The organism is Bacteroides nordii (genome assembly GCF_019930665.1).
Taxonomy (GTDB): Bacteria; Bacteroidota; Bacteroidia; order Bacteroidales; family Bacteroidaceae; genus Bacteroides; species Bacteroides nordii.
In genome coordinates this window covers 2205580-2226207 of record NZ_CP082886.1, presented here as the reverse complement: position 1 = coordinate 2226207, position 20628 = coordinate 2205580, and the positions used below count along the sequence as shown (strand labels likewise).

Below are 20628 nucleotides of genomic sequence, written 5' to 3'. Positions count from 1 at the left end.
TTATATAGCCAATTCCGACAAGCAGCTATTCACTTTCTGCATATCCTTTAGAATATTCTGATCCAATACCCGTGCGTAGTGTTTCGTCACGCTGGTATCTGCATGACCTAACATCTTGGCTACATTTTCCATACTTACGCCATTTGCAAGGCACACGGAAGTGGCATAGCTATGTCTGGCCGTATGAGTGCTAAGATTTTTATGAATTCCGCACACATCGGCAATTTCTTTCAAATAACTGTTCATGCGTTGATTACACAATACAGGTAAAAGTTTTCCGGTACACTCTGCCACATCCTTATATTTATCAAGTATAGAAGCTGCTACAGGCAGCACAGGAATGTTGCACATGATTTTTGTCTTTTGGCGGTTCTTTCTTATCCAAAGCTCCCCTTTGTTGTCTTTTACCAAGTGTTCGGGTGATAAATCTTTCACATCGCTGAACGCCAATCCAGTAAAAATGCAAAAGATAAAAACGTCACGTACCTGTTCTACTCGCTTAATCGTGAATTCTTTTGCAAGAATAATTTTAATCTCGTCCATCGTCAGGAACTCAGGATCGGTTTCTTCCAGTTTGAAGCGATAGTAAGCAAACGGATCTTTCTTTATCCAGTCGTTTTCCAAAGCAATACGGATAATCTTCTTCAAGTTCTTCAATCGGGTGATAGCTGAATTCTGCGCACAACCTTTTTCAATTTTCAAAAAAGCATCGAACTTAGAAATAAAGTTGGCTTCCAAGTTGTTTAGGGCAATATCAGATAATTGATATTCTTTCTTTATGAATTCCTCTAAATATCGGGTAGTGGTTTCATACCGTTGAACGGTCTTACTAACGAAGTCCTTACCGATTAGCTTACGGCTTTGTTCGTTATGCTCTCTGAATACTTGCAATAGCGTTTTACTATCTTCATCCACCCCATAATATAGCTTTCTCATAAGATCGACTGTAATAGTCTTACCTGTGGATTCCAGTTCTCTATAAATTTGGTGTATGCGAGAGCGTGTGATTTCCAAGTAGTGGTTCAGTTCCACCGACATACGATCTTTTCCTTTGGAGTTTTCTTTTGCCTGATTCCATAGATTTACAGGACAGCTTCTTTTTACTAAAACATCTACCATACAGCCGTTTACAGTAATTCTCATGCACACGGGTGCTTCTCCATTCTTTAATAATCTGGCTTTCTTGATAAAGAATAGCACATTGAAGGTTTTTCTAGCCATTTTTACATCGTTTTTAGAGTTACAAAACTATGTATTCTCTTCCAAAGTACGACCATGCAAAATGCTATGAATCAGTGAGAAAGAAGCTAAATCGTGGGACTTTTTTCAGCCTGATTTATGTACCACGATTTGCACACCAACAATATGCTTGAAACGGCTATTTTCTGCTATCTGCCAGAAAAAAGAAATCCCTGATAATGTCTGATTATCAGGGATTTGCTTGATTTTTCTTTTGTTTTCAGTGATCCGCCTGGGGCTCGAACCCAGGACCCCAACATTAAAAGTGTTGTGCTCTACCTGCTGAGCTAGCGAATCAATCCTTATTGCTGTTAAGCGGGTGCAAAGATAGAGGGATTTTTTTAACTGCCAAAGGAAATCTAATATTTTTTCTTATCTTTGTACCAAATTACATTTTACACATTATTATATAATATGGCAACAGTAGACGATAAAAAGATTATTTTCTCAATGGTGGGAGTGAGTAAATCCTTCCAGAATAATAAACAGGTATTAAAAAATATTTACCTATCCTTTTTCTATGGAGCAAAGATTGGTATCATTGGTCTCAATGGATCGGGTAAATCGACTTTGCTGAAGATTATTGCCGGACTGGAAAAATCCTATCAAGGTGAAGTAGTCTTTTCACCGGGGTATTCGGTTGGTTATCTGGCTCAGGAACCTTATCTGGATAATACGAAAACGGTGAAAGAAATCGTAATGGAAGGGGTACAACCCATTGTTGATGCGCTGAACGAATATGAAGAGATCAACCAGAAGTTTGGTTTGCCTGAGTATTATGAAGACCAGGATAAAATGGATCTGCTCTTTGCCCGTCAGGGAGAATTACAGGATATTATTGATGCTACTGATGCCTGGAATCTGGATAGTAAGTTGGAACGTGCTATGGATGCTCTTCGTTGTCCCCCAGAAGATCAATTAGTGGAAAATCTGTCAGGTGGTGAACGCCGTCGTGTAGCACTTTGTCGTCTGTTGCTACAGAAGCCAGATATCCTTCTCCTTGATGAGCCTACCAACCACCTTGATGCTGAGTCTATCGATTGGCTTGAACAGCACTTGCAACAATATGAGGGTACGGTAATTGCCGTAACGCATGACCGTTACTTCCTTGATCATGTAGCCGGATGGATTCTTGAATTGGACCGTGGTGAAGGTATTCCTTGGAAAGGTAACTACTCTAGCTGGCTTGAACAGAAGACCAAACGTATGGAGATGGAAGAGAAGACTGCAAGCAAACGTCGTAAAACACTTGAGCGTGAGCTGGATTGGGTACGTATGGCTCCTAAAGCCCGTCAGGCTAAAGGTAAAGCTCGTCTGAATTCTTATGATAAGCTGCTGAATGAGGATGTAAAAGAGAAAGAAGAGAAACTTGAGATATTTATTCCCAATGGTCCTCGTTTGGGAAATAAGGTGATCGAAGCCAAACATGTGGCTAAGGCTTATGGTGATAAGTTACTCTTTGATGATCTTAATTTCATGCTTCCTCCTAATGGTATTGTAGGTATTATCGGTCCTAATGGTGCAGGTAAGACCACCCTTTTCCGTCTGATAATGGGGCTTGATGCCGTGGATAAAGGTGAGTTTGAAGTAGGAGAGACTGTAAAGGTAGCCTATGTAGATCAGCAACATAAAGATATTGATCCTAATAAGACCGTTTACCAGGTTATTTCCGGTGGTACGGAATTGATTCGTATGGGTGGGCGTGATATCAATGCACGTGCTTATCTTTCACGTTTTAATTTCTCCGGTGCCGATCAGGAAAAACTTTGTGGAATGCTTTCAGGTGGTGAGCGTAATCGTTTGCACCTTGCTATTGCATTGAAAGAAGAGGGTAATGTACTTCTTCTTGATGAACCTACCAATGATATTGATGTGAATACGCTTCGTGCACTTGAAGAAGGCCTTGAAGACTTTGCAGGATGTGCCGTTGTTATTTCGCATGACCGTTGGTTCCTCGACCGTATCTGTACTCACATTCTTGCTTTTGAAGGAGATTCAAATGTGTTCTATTTTGAAGGCTCATATTCGGAGTATGAAGAGAATAAACAGAAGCGATTAGGTAATGAAGAACCCAAACGTGTTCGTTATAGAAAGCTCGTTAATGACTGATATTTATGATATTCTGAAAGCTTTCTAAAGCTTTCAGTTTCAAATGGGAAGCTCCGTAGTTTTACTGCGGAGCTTCTCGTGTTTTATAATGCAATAAAATGTTTGTTACTCTTAAAAATCGACATGAAAATGTAATGTGATTTTAAATCTTATTAATTATATTTGCACTTCAAAACATTTATTAATTAACAAATTCTATTAACTAACAAACAGAATTTATGAGAAGACATCTAATTCATTTCCTGCTGGTTGCAATACTGACAGTTTGCTCTGCTGCTACTGCCTTTGCACAGACTACAGTGAAAGGTCAAGTTGTTGATGCTGAAACCGGTGACCCATTGATTGGGGCAGCCGTAACAGTTGTTGGTACTACACAAGGTAGTGTGACTGACGTTAACGGTAATTTTACAATAGAGTTGAAAACTCTAAAAGCCGTTTTGCTATTTAAGTATATCGGTTATTTGGATGTAGAAAAGAAAATTAATCACTCCGGAGTTGTCAATTTAGGAGTTGTAAAAATGGAAACCGATGCAGTTGGACTTGACGAGGTTAGTGTTATTGCTTCCATTATTCGTTCAGATAGACAGACTCCAGTACCTATCTCTAATATTAAGTTAGGAACTATTGAAGAGATGTTGAGTAATCAGGAATTTCCGGAATTGTTGAAATCTACTCCCTCCGTATATGTAACCAGAGATAGTGGTGGATATGGAGACTCTCGTATTAATGTGCGTGGGTTTGATTCATCTAACCTTGGCGTTTTGATAAATGGAGTACCTATTAACGGTATGGAAAATGGAAAAGTATATTGGTCTAATTGGTCAGGTTTGTCAGATGTTACTCAGTTTATCCAGGTACAACGTGGATTAGGTGCTTCAAAGTTAGGTATATCTTCAGTGGGAGGTACTATGAATATGGTAACTAAAAGTACTGAGAGTAAAAAGGGAGGTTCGGCATATGTAGGTGTTGGCAATGATGGATATCGTAAATATGCGGTAACACTGTCTACAGGAATGCTTGACAATGGTTGGGCATTTACCTTCTCTGGGGCTTTAAATACAGGTGATGGTTATATTAGAGGGACAAATTATGAAGGCTGGACCTACTTTGGAAATATTTCAAAGAAAATAAATGATAGCCATAAACTTTCTTTAACTGCTTTTGGTGCTCCTCAATGGCACAATCAACGTGCAACGAAGCACTATATTGAAGATTATAAAAATAGTCCGGATGGTGGACGTTATAGTAATGGTTATGGCTATCTGAATGGAGCGTTAACTGGCGCTGGATACGGATATAATTACTACCACAAACCACAAGTTTCATTGAATCATTATTGGACTATTAATGCTAATTCTTCGTTGACTACTTCCGCTTATGCTTCTTTAGCACGTGGGGGCGGGCGCAGAGTAGCTGGGAATAAGACTAATTGGCTGACTATCGACTATAATACAGGACGTCCGCAGGCAGGTGCTATGCTGACTCCGGATGGATTATTTGATTATGATGCTGTATTGAAAGCTAATGCAGAGTCTGAACATGGTTCTCAGGTGGCTTTTACTAATGTTGTAAATTCTCATGACTGGTATGGTTTGCTTTCTTCATATAGAAATGATTTGACTGAAAAAATTACTTTAACTGCAGGTTTTGATGGACGTTATTATAAAGGATACCACACAGAAATAATTGATAATCTTTTGGGAGGAGATTATTTTTTGGAAAATCAATCAGCAAGTAAGAAACTGTATTATCGTCCTGCAAATGCTGTATTGAAAGTTGGCGATAAGATTAATTATGATAATATAGGTGAAATATTTTGGGCTGGAGTTTTTGCACAAGGTGAATATAATACTGAAAAATGGTCTGCTTTTTTGTCAGCTTCCTTAACGGGAGAGGTTTATAAATATCATAATCCGGGAGGAGCTCCTATTGATGGTAAAACAGTATCTGAAGCTAAAACTTTCCTTCCGTGGAGCACAAAAGCTGGTTTTAACTACAAATTTAATGAAAACCATAATGTTTTTGTAAATGGAGGTTATTTTACTCGTGCACCATTTATGAATGCTGTTTTTGCCAATTATAATATTTTACCTGTAAAAGGTGTTTCATATGAAAAGATTGGTACATTTGAATTAGGATATGGGTTTAATAATGAATATTTCAATGTAACACTGAATGGATATTATACAAAGTGGATGGACAAATCAATGTCAAGAACCATTAATAATGAGAAAATCAATATAACTGGTGTTGATGCTATTCATGCAGGTATTGAATTGGAAGCTACTTATAAGCCTTGTTCTAGTCTTGATATAAGAGGTATGTTCTCATGGGGGGATTGGACTTGGGCAGATGATGTGCATTTTCAGTTATATGATGAAGCACAGAATCCTATTGGAAAGGAGGAAAGTGCATATATAAAAAATGTACATGTTGGTAATTCTGCTCAGATGACAGCTTCTTTAGGGGCTACTTGGGAGATGGTAAAAGGGTTGAAATTGAATGCTGTTTATAACTTTGCAGGTAAGAATTTTGCAGATTTTGATCCTCAAAATCGGACAAATCCTAAAGATACTGGAGTTGACTCATGGAAACTTCCTAATTATTACACCATTGATCTTGGACTGAGTTATCGTTTTGAGATAGTAAAAGGTGTTTCTGCCACTATGTATGCGAACGTAAATAATCTGACTGACGTTGAATATATTGCTGATGCAAAAGATGGTGATAAGCATGATATGAAGACTGCATTGGTATTCTATGGCTTTGGAAGAACATGGTCTACTGGTTTTAGAGTAAACTTTTAAGATTTTAAATATTAATAGTTATAAAGATGATTATGAATAAAAAACATACAATCTTGGGTGCCTTTCTTTTGTTGGGATTGGTAGCCTGTGATCCGATGAATGACATCTATAATGAAATTGATGAAAGTCAAGGTCCTGTAGTCAAGTCTGGAGAATATACATTGGTTGCAGCCGATTATACAAGTATAAGTAAACTTGTGCTTGCTGAAGAAAATATTACGGCAGAAAAGAAAGCTGCTGCAAATGCAGTTAAATCTACTAATACATTGAATGAATTAGTAAAAGCAGAGGATTATATTCCAGCGCTTCTTGCCAAATCATATGCTGATTGGGGTAAGAAATCAACTGTAAAAGTTACATATGCCTATCAGGATGCATTGCCTGAAACGGTTCTTGAGATGTCTAAAACAGAAACTTATGAACTGAAAGATGATGCTTATGCTTTTGTATGGGGTGATGAAACTGTAGTGAACTTTCTGACTCCAAAAAAATCTCCTGTTGAGTATCTTCCTAAAGTATTGACTAATGTTAAAACAAATGCAAAGAAGGGAGACTTAGTATTGGTTGATTATAAATACGATACCGAAGAACCTACAATTGAAGTTGGAGATGATCTGTATCAACAAGAATTTGAATCATTGGATGTTCACGATAGTAAAGCTACGGGTACAATCAACGGTAATGTAGAAGGTTGGCAGGTAATAAATGCATCTGGTACTAAAAATTGGGTTGGTAAGTTTTACAATGATAATCGTTACGTACAATGTTCTGCTTTTGGTGCTACCGGAGATAATGTATCTTGGTTAGTTGGTCCTAAAACAAACATCGTTGATGGTGCATCTTTGACTTTCGATGCAAAGATTGGCTACCATGTAGGCGACGCTTTACATGTGATGGTTTCTACTACTTATGACGGAACTGCCAATTTAAAAGATGAGGACTGGGAAGATATTACCTCTGCTTTCAAATTTCAGAATGCAGGTAACAACTACACTGAATGGTATTCACCTGGGATGGCTGATCTGAGTAAATATGCAGGCAAAGGATTATATATTGCATTTAAGTATGTAGGCTCTGCTACGATTACTTCCACTTATCAGCTTGATAATGTTTCTATCTCCACTACTCGTATGGCCCCTACGCATGAAAAGCCATTTAATGCTATGTATCAGTTTGATGGTGTAGATTGGAAACCGTTTAACAAAAAGGATGTACTTATATTGACACCAGAAGATTATGCTGCTATGGGGATAACAGATTTTGGGTCTTCTAAGTTACCAGAGAATTATCTACCAGCATATTTGGCTAAAATGTTACCTTATGCACAGATAGGTGACGTAAAGACCCTTGTTTATAAAAATTACGATAGTGGAAGTAAAACTGTTGTAGCTGAAGCTGCTGAATATAAGCTGGGTAGTGATAAAGTATGGGCCAAAAATACAGCAGTGGTTGATATTACTTCGCAATTTGTGAATGTTGGTAATGGAAAATGGATCTACGATCCTTCTATCTATTATGTGATATCTAAAGGTGATGGTAATTTGCAACGTATTGTTGACTATGTGAAAGAAACCAATTCTACTTATGTAGATAGTTATGGTACAGCTGAATACTATTATGGTGCAAGCGAATATCAAGGTAATTTTAACTTTAAAGTTTCTGACCGTGTGGATAGATATGGTAAAGATCCTGAATTAGCAAAAATTACAGATGTCGAAGAACAAGCTGCCTTTATGTTTAAACGTGCTGCCGAAGGTTTATGTATTATGCTTAAGGGGATGTATCCCGATGCAAAGAGTGATATAGATGGTATTACATTGGATTATTATGTAACATTCTCAGTGTATCTTAATCCTGCAGAATCTGGTACAAGAAATAACTATACTATGCAGTTTAATTATGATGGTTCAAACTTTATACATGTAGGTGATGTTGTAAAGGTTGAATAAAATCGATTAGCCTTCTAAAAAAAAGTACAGGGTTGTTATCGGAAACGGACAACTCTGTACTTTTTTATATCTTCATTCTCATCAACACTGGTTTATGATCGCTATAATCCACTTCCGGAGAGAAATAATCCAACCCTTCAAAGTCTTTTGTGTGTAGGATATAGTCAATCCTCAACAGTTTCTTGAAATAGCGGAAAGTGTACATATATCCATGTCCACAGGTTTGAAAGCCATCTTTTAGTTTATCGCCTTTCATGGTGCGATATGTATAGGATGAAGGCAGTGAGTTGAAGTCACCGCATACCAGTGTAGGGTAGGGGGAAGCGGTTATCATCCTATGCAGTTTTGCTGCTTGAGCAGCACGTTTCACAAAATTCTCTTCCAGTCCTGCTGCCAGTTTATGAATTGCATTTTCAGTACCAGTGGTATTCTCTGTAGCGAGTTCTTTTTCTAAAATACGTTTGTTACTGCTCACCTCTGTTGTCTGGAGATGGTTATTGAAGATACGGATTGTTTTTCCATTCACATTGATATCGCATTGCATACTACAATTTCTGCTGTCCGGATGCGTGATAAGTACAGTATTTTGGATGGGATACTTGCTGAACAGAGCTACTTGCAAAATGGACGTTCCGTCTGTTGGTTTGGGTATAGAATAGTAGGGCCATGCAGAAAGGACCTGCTTTACACTATCCTCATTGAACTCACGGTTACTGCCAAATTCCTGCATACACAGGATATCTGCACCTTGTTCCTCCATGAAGCGGGCTATCTCTTTACAGGAATATCCGGTCTGATCTCCATTAAAAGCATCTACGTTGTAGGTAGCGAGAGTTAGTGATGCTTTAGCTGTATTCGGAGAAGAGAACTGAATAATCCGGTTCAGGTATGCCCAGTTGCCAAGGATGGCGATAAGGGGGATAAGTAACCATATACGGAGCCGTGTGGTCCAATAGATAAGTAAGATAAGATTTATCAGCAATAATACCGGCAATGCAAGGCCTATAAAGGCAAAGCCAATGTATTTGTCCGGAGATGCGTAACCGGAGAAAGCTCCTGCCAGAGTTATACCTGCCAGTATAAAGGTTATTACAATTGATATGCAATAAAATAGTTTGAATACAGCTCTTTTTCCCATAATTGTTTAATTGACAATTGTCAACTGTCAATTGTCAGCTCTTTAAGTATTTCTTTATAATTGTTTTTAATTTCTCTTGTGCTATCGGCTTTGGGATAAACTCTGTACATCCTGCATCCGCAGCGGCATTCCTGTCATATTCATAAGCAAATGCACTTTGCATGATGATAGGTACATCCGGAGATAGTTCACGAATGATCTTGGTAGCCTCCAATCCATTCAGGTTGGGCATTTTGATATCCATTAATATTAGATCCGGTTTTACTTCTTCAAACATCATTACTACTTCCATACCATCTCGTGCACGTGTCAGATTATAATTCTTTTTCAGTATTGCATTCAGCAGATCATAGTTACTGTCCGTATCTTCAGCAATGAGAATGGTTGGCATGTCTGTTCCTTTATCTACATTGCCGGGTTGTAATTCTACGGTAGCTGTGTTATTTTCCGTATTTGTAGGTAAAGACTCTTTTGCCAGTGTAGATGGTTCTGTTTCCACATTGAATTTTGCAGGTAGCCAAAAAGTGAATGTTGTTCCTTTTCCTATTTCTGAGGTTACGGAGATCTCTCCGCCCAGCCGTTCAATGATTGTCTTGCAGATAGAAAGGCCGAGTCCCGTTCCTTGTGCCGTATTATTCAGTTTCATAAAGCGTTCAAACACTTTGTTCACTTTATCTGCTGCGATGCCTGTTCCTGTATCCGTCACATGGAAGATCACCTTTTCTCCTTCTTGTCGGTATCCGTAACTGATACTCCCTTCTGTTGTAAACTTTAAGGCATTTCCTATCAGATTGGACAATACCTGGAAGATACGATTCTTGTCAGAGTCAATAATAGTTGTTTCATTTGAAGGTTCATACAGTAGTTGTACACCTTGCGGAGTACGAAACACATGTGCATCATGAATCTCCTTACATAATCCATTTAGCCTTACAGGAGCATAAGTAAATTCTACAATACCCGATTCTATTTTTGATAAGTCCAATATCTCATTGATCAGTTGAAGTAACCGTTCATTGTTGGCATCTACAATGGTATAGTACTCTTGTCTTTCGTCAGCATTCTCACTTTCTGCTATGAGGCGTGAGAATCCTACGATGGCATTTAGTGGGGTACGTATTTCGTGACTCATGTTTGCCAGAAAAGCCGACTTCATATTATCCGATGTTTCTGCTTTTTCTTTAGAAATCATCAACTCCCGCTTCATCAGTTCCAACTGTGTGATGTCCCATTCAATACTGATGACAACCGGTGAAAAGTCTTTCCCTTCTACCTTTATCTTCTGTTTATCCAGGATAATCAGATTTCCATTCTTATCTTTTTCTTCCGTCACCCAGTGTTTGCATTTTCCGGTGGTAGCAACCTCCATATCTTCTTTTCGCTTCTGCTCGGCCACCTCCTGCGGATAGTAGTCAAAATCAGTCATACCTGTGGTTTCGTTCTCAAAACTCATATCCCGGTTATATGACTCCCGGTTACGGTATATATAGCAGAAATCGCTATTTACATCTTTGACCACAATGCCTGCCGGCAGATTTTCCATCGTGGTATCCATGATACTGTTCAGGCGTTTTATCTGCGATTCGTAATGCAGGCGTTCTGTGATATCATGTGTGAATGACCAGTAGCTACTTTCCCCTTCGTCACTTGTTACGTGATACATTGTTCCCTCAAAGGCTAATATCTTCTTGTTACCGGGTATCGGCTGATACGCGATGAAGTTACAGTAACCTCCTTCATTTATTTGCTTATACCTCTGTTGCCAGTCTTCGGCTGTGTTTATATCACCGGCCAGTTCATAGATCTTATACAGGTTTAATTTATCTTCTTCCGATATTCCGTGATTCTCTTTGAATAATCTGTTGGCGAATATCAGTGTGCCATCTTTCCGGGCAGCAAAAATACTTTCTTTGGCATTGTTGATAGCATGTGTAAGCGTATTTATATCATTCCGATGGCGTTGTATATCCGTCACATTTTGTACATATCCTTCCATGTAAAATGTCCCATCGGACAGTTCTTCCCGGGTGTACGTTTGTATTCTCAGATAATATACTTCGCCATCATAGTTAATGCGGTAGCTTGTGCTATTTTCATTCATTTCTTTCTCATTATTCTCCAGCCACTTAGCAAAAAGACTTTTGTCTTCCTCTACTATCATCTCATAGTAACGTTCGATTGGAATAGAGCGTTGTGCTTCTCCACAGAGGATACCTGTGTATCCCCAGTAATAGAACATCCGTTCTTTACTGACGTATTTCCATTGTCCGATCTGGGCAGCCTTTTGAATCTCTCTTAATTCATGATTGGTGCGTTCCAGCTGTAGTTTCACATTGCTTCGAGCCGTGATATCCCGATATTGGCAAAGTACTTTATCCTCATAAGGATACATGATACATTTGAAGTAATACGTTCCCTCTGCCAATTCTAATTTATAGTTTTTGCTAACACTTTTTTGTTTGTCTATAACCTGCCGGAAAATCGGGACCAGCTTCTGACGGGTATACAGAGGCAATAAATCAAATATGTTTTTTCCCAATAGTTTCTCTTCCTGCAGAAACCAAAGATTACTGTGTGTATCAATGTCTACGCAAGTCCCATCCTGATCTACCAGTATCATTGTATCAGCTGTGATTTGCAGTATTTTTTTGGCGTTCTGCGCGTCATGTAATGTTCTGTCCATATGGTATTATGATTTATGGTTTATGATTCATGAATTATGAGAGGATGTTGAATTATGATTTATGAGGATTTATTTCCCTCTTTTAGCCTTTTCCCACGCACCGGTTCCACGTTTTTTCCTCAGATATCCTATTCCCTTCAGTACATTGACGTTCATAAAAAGAAAATAATAAGGAATAAACAGCAGTTTGTTTTTTATCTGTCGTGTTGACAGGTAATACCCCCCAAGTCCCAGAATGTAGAACAATATCTGAAGTATCAGAATCGTTCCGTAGATCTCACACGAAGCTCCCATACACAGTAATAGCGTATTGAATGGCAATAACAGAAACAACAGTATGGGAGTGAGCGACCATCGTAGTACCCGGTGCGATACATATTGGAAACTCAGTATCCCATAGCGGAACGGATTCAGCAACGGGCGCAGTCTCCAGATAGATTGCAGACCTCCGGCAGCGATGCGTACTTTTCGTTTTTCTTCTTCGTGCATATCTGCCGATCCGCTTTCGATAGCGTATGCTTCTGTACAATAAGCGATTGTATGTCCTTGCATGGCAATACGCAGTGAGAGGATGAAGTCGTCCAGTAATGTATCCTGCTCCATCTCTTCAAACAATTCCCGGCGTACGGCAAACAGTTCTCCAGCCGCTCCTACGGCCGAGTACAGTCGTGCATCCAAGGCTTTCAGGGTTGATTCATATTTCCAGTAGATACCTTCTCCTCCGGCAGCTGCACCATCCCGTGTTTGTACGGCAATTCGTTTCTCTCCGGCCACACAGCCTACGCGTGTATCCTCAAACGCCAATACGATTTCGCGGATAGCCTCCTGGTTTACCATCGTATTGGCATCAGTAAACACTACAATAGGCGTGTTTATCAACTTCATACCCCGGTTCATCGCAGCAGTTTTTCCTTGTCGTTCGGGTTGGAAGAGTACGGTGGCTTTTCCTTCCCAACGAGTGCGTAGCTGTTCGTTTGTTCCGTCATTACTACCATCTGTCACCCATACGATGTGTAGTTTATCCTCTGGATAGTCCAGTTCGAGAGAATTTTTCATCTTTTCGTCCACCACCTCTTCTTCGTTGAAAGCAGTGATAAAGAGCGTTACTTCGGGCAGTGTACTGTCTTCGGGCAGTTTTCGCTTTATTGGTTTTATCAAAAGCTCTTTCAGCTTTACGAGCAGGTAGAGAACGATACCATAGCCCAGATACGTGTAGAACACGATGAAGAGGGCTATCCAAAAGATGATTTCAATCCAAAGAGTATTCATATAGTAAGTATCTTTATTTTATCAAATTAGAATCTTCATCTTTGTATACCTCTTTTTTAGAGAAAATTCCACCGATTCCTTTCAGTGCATATAGGACGCGTACCTTAAAACTATTCAGTAATGAACCATCGGCACTGATGGTACCATATCCTGTCACGGCACGTGCTTTACGTTTACGTACAAATACTATTTTTCCATATTTTTTTAATCCCAACGCCAGAGAGCCGTCTTCACCACGTCGTATATCTGTGCGTATACCTACCTGGCGGGCATAATCTGTGCGGTATGCAAAAACCAGTCCCCGAACACTTAATTCCGGACGTTTGAAAGATTGCAAATACAAATGTACATCTCTTGCAAACTCATAGAATTTAAGGCCTATCCAAGAATGATTTTTATCAGGGATATAGCTCCATAATGAGCTTACTGCCACTACTCCTGGTTTCTCCAGTACCTTTATCATCGTTTCTACATAATGAGGTGGGTATAAAGTATCAGAGTCTATGTTAATATGATATTTTCCTTTGGCATTATTTAGCCCGCAGAGTCTGGCAAAGCCACAACTATGCTGGTTTTCTGTATAATAAGGTATCCCTGTAGCCTGATATATTTCTGCTGTACGGTCTGTAGATTCATTGTCTACTCCAATGATTTCTACCGGATATTTACATATCATCTCGCTCAGAGACCAGAGGCATGCCAACAGGCGTTTCTCCTCGTTGTAGCCGATCAAAGAGACTGTAACTACTGGTTGGTTACTTTGCAGTTTTGCCAACTTGTTGCGTACTTCGTCAATAACAGATTGTGGCGCATCTACAAATGGTTTTTCATAAACCTGCAAGTACTTGGTATACCATTTCATCTCATTCTATGTTTTAATTTTCTATACCATTTTATTCCATATTGGAAACATATCAAACATGGCTTTTGTATGCTATAGGGCAGTTTGCCTAACAACATCCAGACAATGTTTATTTTTTTGTATTTTTTAAAGTATCTTATTTTATTAAGATTTAATGGATGATCTAATAGTTGTTTTGCAGTTGAGTCAGCTACTTCCCGAGGAACAATTAACTTTTTCTTATTTAATATTATACATGCGGCTTCAAAACTGCTCATCATAGCGTGTGTCATGAAATGTTCTCCATAAGTATTATCAATATATTGGGTTGCAATATTTTTTATTCGTATTCTGACATACGTTTGTAATTCTATTTCCTCTGCCGGTATTGTTGTTCTTGGATTATATTGACACAATGATCCTTCCCGTTTATTATACATATATGTGATGTCAGAAATAGTTGTATAGGACTCGACCTCAGGGGCCATTTGGGCAATGAAAAGTGTATCTTCACATTTTCTTATGTTGTCAAATTTCAGTCTCTTCTCAGTTAAGAATGACAGTTTAAACAGAGTGTTCCATATTGTTTTGTAGGGTGGATAATAGGGATAACTATATAAAAAGGATATAAATTTATCTTTCCCCTTCATGTTTTGATATGAAAAACGGAACACTTTCTCTTTGAAATCTTTATAATGTGTTTCTTTGTACGATCCAATGGTTACATCACTTCCGTTTGTTTGAGCTGTTTCATACAATAATGATATACAGTCGGGAGTTATTAAATCATCACTATCCAGAAAAAAGAAATATTCTCCCATAGCGTTTGCAATAGCTGTATTTCGTGCCATTGCTACTCCTTGATTGGTTTTATGGGAGCAAATTCGTATATTCTTTCCATGAGGATGTGTTTGCTGAAAATTCTTAACGATAGAAATACTACCGTCTGTGCTTTTGTCATCGATGATAAGAATCTCAATACTTTCAAACGTCTGCTCTAAAGCCGAAAGTAAAGTCTCCTGTATGTATCTCTCGGCATTATACAGAGGGATAGCGATTGTTACTTTATACATTATCTTATCTTATAATTTTTTCAAATAATGACTTCCATTGACTGGCAATGTTCTCTATCTTAAAGCGTTCTATATCAGCACGTGCATGATATCCCATTTTTTTTCTAATGTCATCCTGTTCTATCAAGTACATTATCTTTTCGGCCATTTGTGTAATGTTTCCGTTTTTGATCAGAAAACCATCTTTTCCTTCATGGATGATATCGCGCGGCCCACATGGGCAGGCAAAAGAGACCACAGGGAGACCGCAAGCCATTGCTTCGGCAATCACCATACCAAATCCTTCAAAGCGTGAGGATAGTACAAAGATAGAACTTTCACAATACTTGTTTACAATCTCTTGTGTCTGTCTTTCTATGTAAAGGGAGGTTAGTCTGTATCGTTCTTTCAACTGGAGATACTCGTCCTGCTCTCCGCCTCCATAGATTCGCAGGTTCCATTCTGGATATTTTTCGGCCACAATTCGCCATGCCTCTATCAGAAGGTCAAATCCTTTTTGATAACAATATCTACCCACAGCAATGACCTCTTTTTTTGAGCAGTCCGATGTCTGGTCCGGATAGAAAGGGAGTGGATTATGGATGACAGCTGTATTATTCAGGCCACTCCATTTGACACGGTCTTCTTCTGTCAGCACGACGAAACGGGATAATTTTTTTAGCTTTTGTTTAAGTTGCCACATCCATATTTTGGCCAATCCTTTTTTGATAAAACCACTCATACCTTCTTCTGCAAAGTCGCGGAAATTATCCTTATTAACGTGTATCTCGCCTATCTTTATACTCCCGTCGTGTATGGAAGTGATAAAGTTGATTTCTCTTCGTAGCATAGAGATTGTGATATCCGGCTGGATTTCTGTCAGGCATCGGGTCAATCGTTTCTTGTAAAGTCTTTGTTTTTTCAGATAGATCCAGAGCTTTTTGTAAAAAGGCTGATCCCACATCTGATTGAAGTTCAGATTCAGATGGATAATATGGATTTTAGGGGAGAGTTCATAAAACGTTTTTTGGCCTTCGCCATCAGTAAGAATGATAGATATGTCATATCCGTACACTTCTGCAAAATAGTTGGCTTTAATGGTCAACACCCGTTCCATACCACCCGGAATATGTAAAGAGGGGATACAATAAACTAATTTAAGGGGAGTGTTCGTCATATCTGTTTAAGCATTATGAGTAGTCATTAGTGAAATCTGGTTTATCACTTCCTGCATCTGATGTTTCCATGATAGGTTAGCTATAGAATTCCGTATTTCTATTGGTTGGAGATGGATGCTCTGATGAAACTCTATTAACTTTTGTATATCCATAGAAGTCTCATTTGCAGGCACTTTCCATACGTATGGCATATTGTCAAAGTCTTCATCCGTTTCCGAATATGTGAAAGCTAATCCGCGGGCAGCGTATTCCCTGTTTTTTAATACTTTTATTTTGTCAATCCCGCTTCGATGGCGTCCTAAGCTTCCGATCCCTAGATCAGCCTGCTCGAAAAGTTCGTCCAGTTCTTTACCATAGCGTGCACCATGAAGTATCACGTAAGGTGTTAGTCCGTTGTTGTAGATAGCTGGTATTATCTCTTGTCGTTCGCGTTCACCACTTAATTGACCTACAATGTGAAAAAATACCTTGTAGGATTGCTCTTGAAGATAATACTCCGCTAATCCTTGTATCAGACGGTCAAAACCATGCCAGTAATGTACTTCGGCCACTCCGATCAGATGTAGTTCGTGGGAGGTATCGTTTATGTGTTGTTTCAAAGGTATAGCATCAAAATCAATACCATTGGATATACGAATGGTAGGAACTCCGAATATTTTTTCTTTATCAGAAAATGTAATAATTGCATCCAGTTCTCTGGCTAATTTATGTCGGAAATGTCGGTCTATGGTAAGGTAAACTTTCATACCGGGAGTGACATATTCCTGGTCATAAGGATAAGTCGGGATTTCCATTATGACACGCGCTCCCATAGTCTTCAACTGCTTTATCAGATGAATAGTAAACGGATTGGCGTTGTGGAATGAGCGAATATAAACTAAATCGATACTTTCATTTTGTGCATATTCATAGATCGGTTTAAAGTACACACGTTTCTTTATTTTAGCTATTTCACCTTTTCCCAGATCTGCAATAACTTCTTCATTTACTAACCATTGACGATGTCCGTTAGGAGCAATGTCATAGTAGCACACACGTACATCGGCCCCACACTCACGCAATGCCTTCACCTGATAACGAATTTTCTTGCTGATGCCATTGGCTTCATCAAATCCGTGAAAGATAAGAAACAATATTTTCATTGTTTGCTTTGTTACTTGTTTGTATCGTTTATTTTTTTTCTTAGTTTTCCGACCAGCCCGCGTGCTTTTCTTATCAGATCATATTCGTGTGTGGTCTGTATGTACAGCCCAAAGATAAGGAAACTTATAATACTTTTCAATAGTAACGTGAAAAAAATGTTGTTCCCCTCTGTAAGATAGTGTAGCGGTAGCAGCGTGGCAGCAATAAGCATACTCACAATAATAGGTGACACGAATTGTCGCAACAGTGTCCACATGCTTCGTTTGAGTGTGATGCGGTACATCTGCCAATAGCATTGGATGAAGTTGATACAAAATGTAATGACAATGCACCATGCCACTGCTTCGAGTGTGCCAAACCAAAAAATGCCCAGCAACATACCACTTACGTTGAGCAGGGACGAGAATAATCCACAGATAAACAGGCTACGCGTATCTCCCGCTGCTTGAAAGATACTTCCGGACGAGGAGAGGATAATCTGTACTCCCACCGAGAGGGTGAGAATACGGAATACAGGTACAGAGGGTAACCACTGATCTCCGAAGATGATAAGGGTAACTTCTTTGGCTGTGAAAAATAACAATACGCTGAGTGGTATCCCGATAAAAGCAAGCAAGCGCATAATACGTTCGTAGGCAGAGCCGAGGCGTTGCAGGTCATTCTGATAATCACTGAAAATGGGATGCATTACCGGTGTAATTACTTGCGTGATATTCTGAAGCGGAAGCATCATCAATCTGTAGGATTTTTCATAATAGCCCAGCTGAGACATACCCATGTACTTGCCAATTAATAGCTTGTCCAGGTTTCTGCTGAAGTAGTTGATGACATTGAACAGGAATTGATAGGCAGAGTAGGAAAATATTTTGCGAATGGCTTTCAATCCCAACGTTAGCGAGGCATGCTGAGGATAACGTTTAATTGATATACCGAATATCAGTATACTGGAAAGAATTGGACTGATTATTAATGCATACAGTCCGGCACCACTCAGAGCAGCGGTGACTGCAGCTGCGCCACTCGCCATTTGTATACCGAAGCTACGCAGGGCGATGAACTTAAACTCTTTATTTTTATAAAACAGTGCATTGGGCACTATGTTGGCAGAGGCAAAAAAGAGGTTGACACAGAGCAATTGGCATAAGATGCGCAAGATTGGGCTGTCATAATAGGCAGCAATGGGCCACGAGGCGGCAAAGAAGAGTACTGATAGCCCTATTCCCATCCAGAGGGTGAATGAAAAGATGTCAGACAGTTCATGTTCGGTCAGTGTTTTATCTTGTATAATGGCAGGGGAGATGCCCATATCAGTAAAGATACTGAAGAAGGCGATGATGACTGTAGCGATGGCAACTATACCAAAATCGTCTGGTGAGAGGAGCCGTGCCAGCACTCCGGCCACCACAAGGGAAATGATAATACCGCTGTATTTGGCAAGGGCGGTATAGAATACACCGGAGAAAAGCTGTTGTTTGAGGTTACTTGTCATAGAGCTATTTCTTTCTTTTTATCATTAGTACTGCCAGTGTGCGTGGTGTGACATATTTTCTGTATTTCGTCAGGCAGAGGATGAGGAGTTTGATTCGTTGTTGTAGTGGCAGTGCATGTGCCTGCCATACAGCGGCATCGAGCATCTGAGAAAGAAAAAGATGGATTGTTTTCTGAATTTCATGGCTTTGTTTTTGACCGAAATAGTTCAACTCATATACTACAGTTAAGTAACTTGACATGTTTTTCCAAGCGAAACGGCTGGTCATAATAGAGCTCGGACGTAGTCTGCGATGAAAGAGATTTCGTTTAATAAATCCTACATTTTGAGCCTGTAAATAGAGTAATGAAGTGAATAGTTGGTCTTCATGCAGAATATGTGGATAGAATTTTAATGCATGTTTCTGCAAAAATGAGCGACGGATAAAATTGAGACACGGAGAAGGGGTAAACTGATGTTTTTTCACCTGAATGCTTAGCATTTCACATCCTCCATAAGTTTTGTCTTCCAATTCTTTTGTGTGCGAATAGGTTAAAGCTGGCAGATTTTCAGTTATTTCCTCACTAAAATTCTCAGCGTCAAAAAAAACAAAATCCAAATATTCTGTTTCACATTTTTGATAACAAAGCTCAAGCGCATTGGTTTCGAGTCGGTCATCACTATCCATAAAATAGATATACTGTCCTTTAGCATATTCCATTCCTGTATTCCGGGTTACAGATGGCCCTTGATTCTTTTGTTTGTATACTTGTATCCGATGATCTTGTTCAGCTAACTGGTGCAATATGTCGGGGCTTCTGTCTGTTGAACCATCATCCACAATGATTATCTCCAGTTCATATAGTGTTTGCTGACAAATACTTTCTATTGCTAATTGTAAATATTTTTCTGTATTATATACGGGAATGATTACACTAACTTTCGGAGTATCTTTTTCTGTATTTGTTTGCTTCATTTTAAGTATATATAATAAGTAAGCAAATGTAGATAGAAATCTTTTCATAGCCAAATTCCTATTCATAATTTTCCGGTTATGCTAATGCCCGTGTGTATTAGTTGGATATATTTCTTTAATAGTCTTTTCATCCGTGTATTCGGATTTTTTTATGTTCAATAAAGGAGTTTGAATAACATCGTCAAATGTATGGATATCGCCTGTGCGTGACAAACAATTGAAAATATTGCTTTTTTCATGTGTGTACGTCTAGCCAAGAATCATAACAAAGAAATAAAATTGTATTTTCTGAAAAAATATGAAGTTGAGAGGAAGCACTTTTTCATAGTGATTAATATATTACTAATAAGTTATTGCGTCTGAATTACAGCCTGATTCACAAAACAACAGCTTTATGCCCGGGATTATATACAAAAGATCCGAAACATGTTGTGATTTTGGATACATATAAATGCTAAATAAATAGATAAAAAGATTGTTTAGATATTGAAAATATATAACATTTTAATACTCTGTCAAAATGCTGTAAATCAATATGTTATCTATCTTTATTTTTCCTCTACGAGAATCGCCTTGTTTCTCTACGGAGATCGGGTCGAAACTCTACGAGAAACAGGTCGTTTCTCACCGAGGAACAAACTGAATATTCATAAGATACAACAATTTGCATAAACATGAAAACGGAAATAATTATCAATTGTTATGAAAACAGAAAATGGAGTAAAGAGGATGAGAGTTCTACTCATTAACTTTTATTAAAAATATATTCTCTATAA

At 38.8% G+C, this 20628-nt stretch carries 13 protein-coding genes and 1 tRNA gene; 3 read left to right on the top strand and 11 right to left on the bottom strand.

Annotated elements, in window-relative coordinates; genetic code table 11:
* Both K8P02_RS08770 and K8P02_RS08765 read right to left on the bottom strand, forming a co-directional pair.
* Nucleotides 1-1221 (bottom strand): site-specific integrase, encoded by a 1221-nt coding sequence (locus tag K8P02_RS08770; RefSeq protein WP_005868395.1) that lies wholly within the window; start codon nucleotides 1219-1221, stop codon nucleotides 1-3.
* Between the two features lie 242 nt (nucleotides 1222-1463).
* Nucleotides 1464-1536 (bottom strand) — tRNA-Lys (locus K8P02_RS08765).
* A gap of 117 nt (nucleotides 1537-1653) precedes the next feature.
* On the opposite strand from K8P02_RS08765, the gene ettA reads away from it, so the two are divergent.
* The 3 genes from ettA (at nucleotide 1654) to K8P02_RS08750 (ending at nucleotide 8104) form a co-directional block, all read left to right on the top strand.
* Nucleotides 1654-3348, top strand: a complete 1695-nt coding sequence (gene ettA, locus K8P02_RS08760; RefSeq protein WP_025866443.1) for an energy-dependent translational throttle protein EttA — start codon at nucleotides 1654-1656, stop codon at nucleotides 3346-3348.
* 218 nt (nucleotides 3349-3566) lie between these two features.
* On the top strand, nucleotides 3567-6155 hold the full coding sequence (locus K8P02_RS08755) for a TonB-dependent receptor (protein WP_007485434.1): 2589 nt from the start codon (nucleotides 3567-3569) through the stop codon (nucleotides 6153-6155).
* A 32-nt stretch (nucleotides 6156-6187) separates the two neighbouring features.
* Nucleotides 6188-8104, top strand: a complete 1917-nt coding sequence (locus tag K8P02_RS08750) for a choice-of-anchor J domain-containing protein (protein WP_223382228.1) — start codon at nucleotides 6188-6190, stop codon at nucleotides 8102-8104.
* 64 nt (nucleotides 8105-8168) lie between these two features.
* Here the strand turns inward: K8P02_RS08750 and K8P02_RS08745 are convergent, their stop codons facing one another.
* From K8P02_RS08745 to K8P02_RS08705, 9 genes are all read right to left on the bottom strand, one after another.
* The gene (locus tag K8P02_RS08745; RefSeq protein WP_025866442.1) at nucleotides 8169-9242 is read right to left on the bottom strand and encodes an endonuclease/exonuclease/phosphatase family protein; all 1074 of its coding nucleotides are present in this window, start codon (nucleotides 9240-9242) and stop codon (nucleotides 8169-8171) included.
* 34 nt (nucleotides 9243-9276) lie between these two features.
* Nucleotides 9277-11925: an ATP-binding protein gene (locus tag K8P02_RS08740; RefSeq protein WP_223382226.1), complete on the bottom strand. Its 2649-nt coding sequence runs from the start codon at nucleotides 11923-11925 to the stop codon at nucleotides 9277-9279.
* A gap of 69 nt (nucleotides 11926-11994) precedes the next feature.
* Nucleotides 11995-13194 carry a glycosyltransferase family 2 protein gene (locus tag K8P02_RS08735; protein ID WP_025866441.1) on the bottom strand — a complete coding sequence of 400 codons (1200 nt, stop codon included), beginning with the start codon at nucleotides 13192-13194 and terminating at the stop codon, nucleotides 11995-11997.
* 13 nt (nucleotides 13195-13207) lie between these two features.
* The gene (locus tag K8P02_RS08730; RefSeq protein ID WP_025866440.1) at nucleotides 13208-14056 is read right to left on the bottom strand and encodes a glycosyltransferase family 2 protein; all 849 of its coding nucleotides are present in this window, start codon (nucleotides 14054-14056) and stop codon (nucleotides 13208-13210) included.
* Nucleotides 14053-15108 carry a glycosyltransferase family 2 protein gene (locus tag K8P02_RS08725; protein ID WP_052353059.1) on the bottom strand — a complete coding sequence of 352 codons (1056 nt, stop codon included), beginning with the start codon at nucleotides 15106-15108 and terminating at the stop codon, nucleotides 14053-14055. The genes K8P02_RS08730 and K8P02_RS08725 overlap by 4 nt, the downstream gene beginning before the upstream one ends.
* 4 nt (nucleotides 15109-15112) lie before the next feature.
* Nucleotides 15113-16264, bottom strand: coding sequence for a glycosyltransferase family 4 protein (locus K8P02_RS08720; protein WP_223382224.1), 1152 nt, complete (start codon nucleotides 16262-16264; stop codon nucleotides 15113-15115).
* A 6-nt stretch (nucleotides 16265-16270) separates the two neighbouring features.
* Nucleotides 16271-17407 carry a glycosyltransferase family 4 protein gene (locus tag K8P02_RS08715; protein ID WP_195351149.1) on the bottom strand — a complete coding sequence of 379 codons (1137 nt, stop codon included), beginning with the start codon at nucleotides 17405-17407 and terminating at the stop codon, nucleotides 16271-16273.
* 11 nt (nucleotides 17408-17418) lie between these two features.
* Nucleotides 17419-18897, bottom strand: coding sequence for a lipopolysaccharide biosynthesis protein (locus tag K8P02_RS08710; protein ID WP_195351151.1), 1479 nt, complete (start codon nucleotides 18895-18897; stop codon nucleotides 17419-17421).
* 4 nt (nucleotides 18898-18901) lie between these two features.
* Nucleotides 18902-19852 carry a glycosyltransferase family 2 protein gene (locus K8P02_RS08705; RefSeq protein WP_025866438.1) on the bottom strand — a complete coding sequence of 317 codons (951 nt, stop codon included), beginning with the start codon at nucleotides 19850-19852 and terminating at the stop codon, nucleotides 18902-18904.
* Nucleotides 19853-20628 lie beyond the last annotated feature (776 nt).

What these genes read in the sequence shown, in the direction of transcription:
- ettA (WP_025866443.1), top strand. Translation starts at nt 1,654, where the DNA reads ATGGCAACAGTAGACGATAAAAAGATTATTTTCTCAATGGTGGGAGTG.
- K8P02_RS08715 (WP_195351149.1), bottom strand. Translation starts at nt 17,407, where the DNA reads ATGAAAATATTGTTTCTTATCTTTCACGGATTTGATGAAGCCAATGGC.
- K8P02_RS08705 (WP_025866438.1), bottom strand. Translation starts at nt 19,852, where the DNA reads ATGAAGCAAACAAATACAGAAAAAGATACTCCGAAAGTTAGTGTAATC.
- K8P02_RS08755 (WP_007485434.1), top strand. Translation starts at nt 3,567, where the DNA reads ATGAGAAGACATCTAATTCATTTCCTGCTGGTTGCAATACTGACAGTT.
- K8P02_RS08730 (WP_025866440.1), bottom strand. Translation starts at nt 14,056, where the DNA reads ATGAAATGGTATACCAAGTACTTGCAGGTTTATGAAAAACCATTTGTA.
- K8P02_RS08725 (WP_052353059.1), bottom strand. Translation starts at nt 15,108, where the DNA reads ATGTATAAAGTAACAATCGCTATCCCTCTGTATAATGCCGAGAGATAC.
- K8P02_RS08745 (WP_025866442.1), bottom strand. Translation starts at nt 9,242, where the DNA reads ATGGGAAAAAGAGCTGTATTCAAACTATTTTATTGCATATCAATTGTA.
- K8P02_RS08735 (WP_025866441.1), bottom strand. Translation starts at nt 13,194, where the DNA reads ATGAATACTCTTTGGATTGAAATCATCTTTTGGATAGCCCTCTTCATC.
- K8P02_RS08720 (WP_223382224.1), bottom strand. Translation starts at nt 16,264, where the DNA reads ATGACGAACACTCCCCTTAAATTAGTTTATTGTATCCCCTCTTTACAT.
- K8P02_RS08770 (WP_005868395.1), bottom strand. Translation starts at nt 1,221, where the DNA reads ATGGCTAGAAAAACCTTCAATGTGCTATTCTTTATCAAGAAAGCCAGA.
- K8P02_RS08750 (WP_223382228.1), top strand. Translation starts at nt 6,188, where the DNA reads ATGAATAAAAAACATACAATCTTGGGTGCCTTTCTTTTGTTGGGATTG.
- K8P02_RS08710 (WP_195351151.1), bottom strand. Translation starts at nt 18,897, where the DNA reads ATGACAAGTAACCTCAAACAACAGCTTTTCTCCGGTGTATTCTATACC.
- K8P02_RS08740 (WP_223382226.1), bottom strand. Translation starts at nt 11,925, where the DNA reads ATGGACAGAACATTACATGACGCGCAGAACGCCAAAAAAATACTGCAA.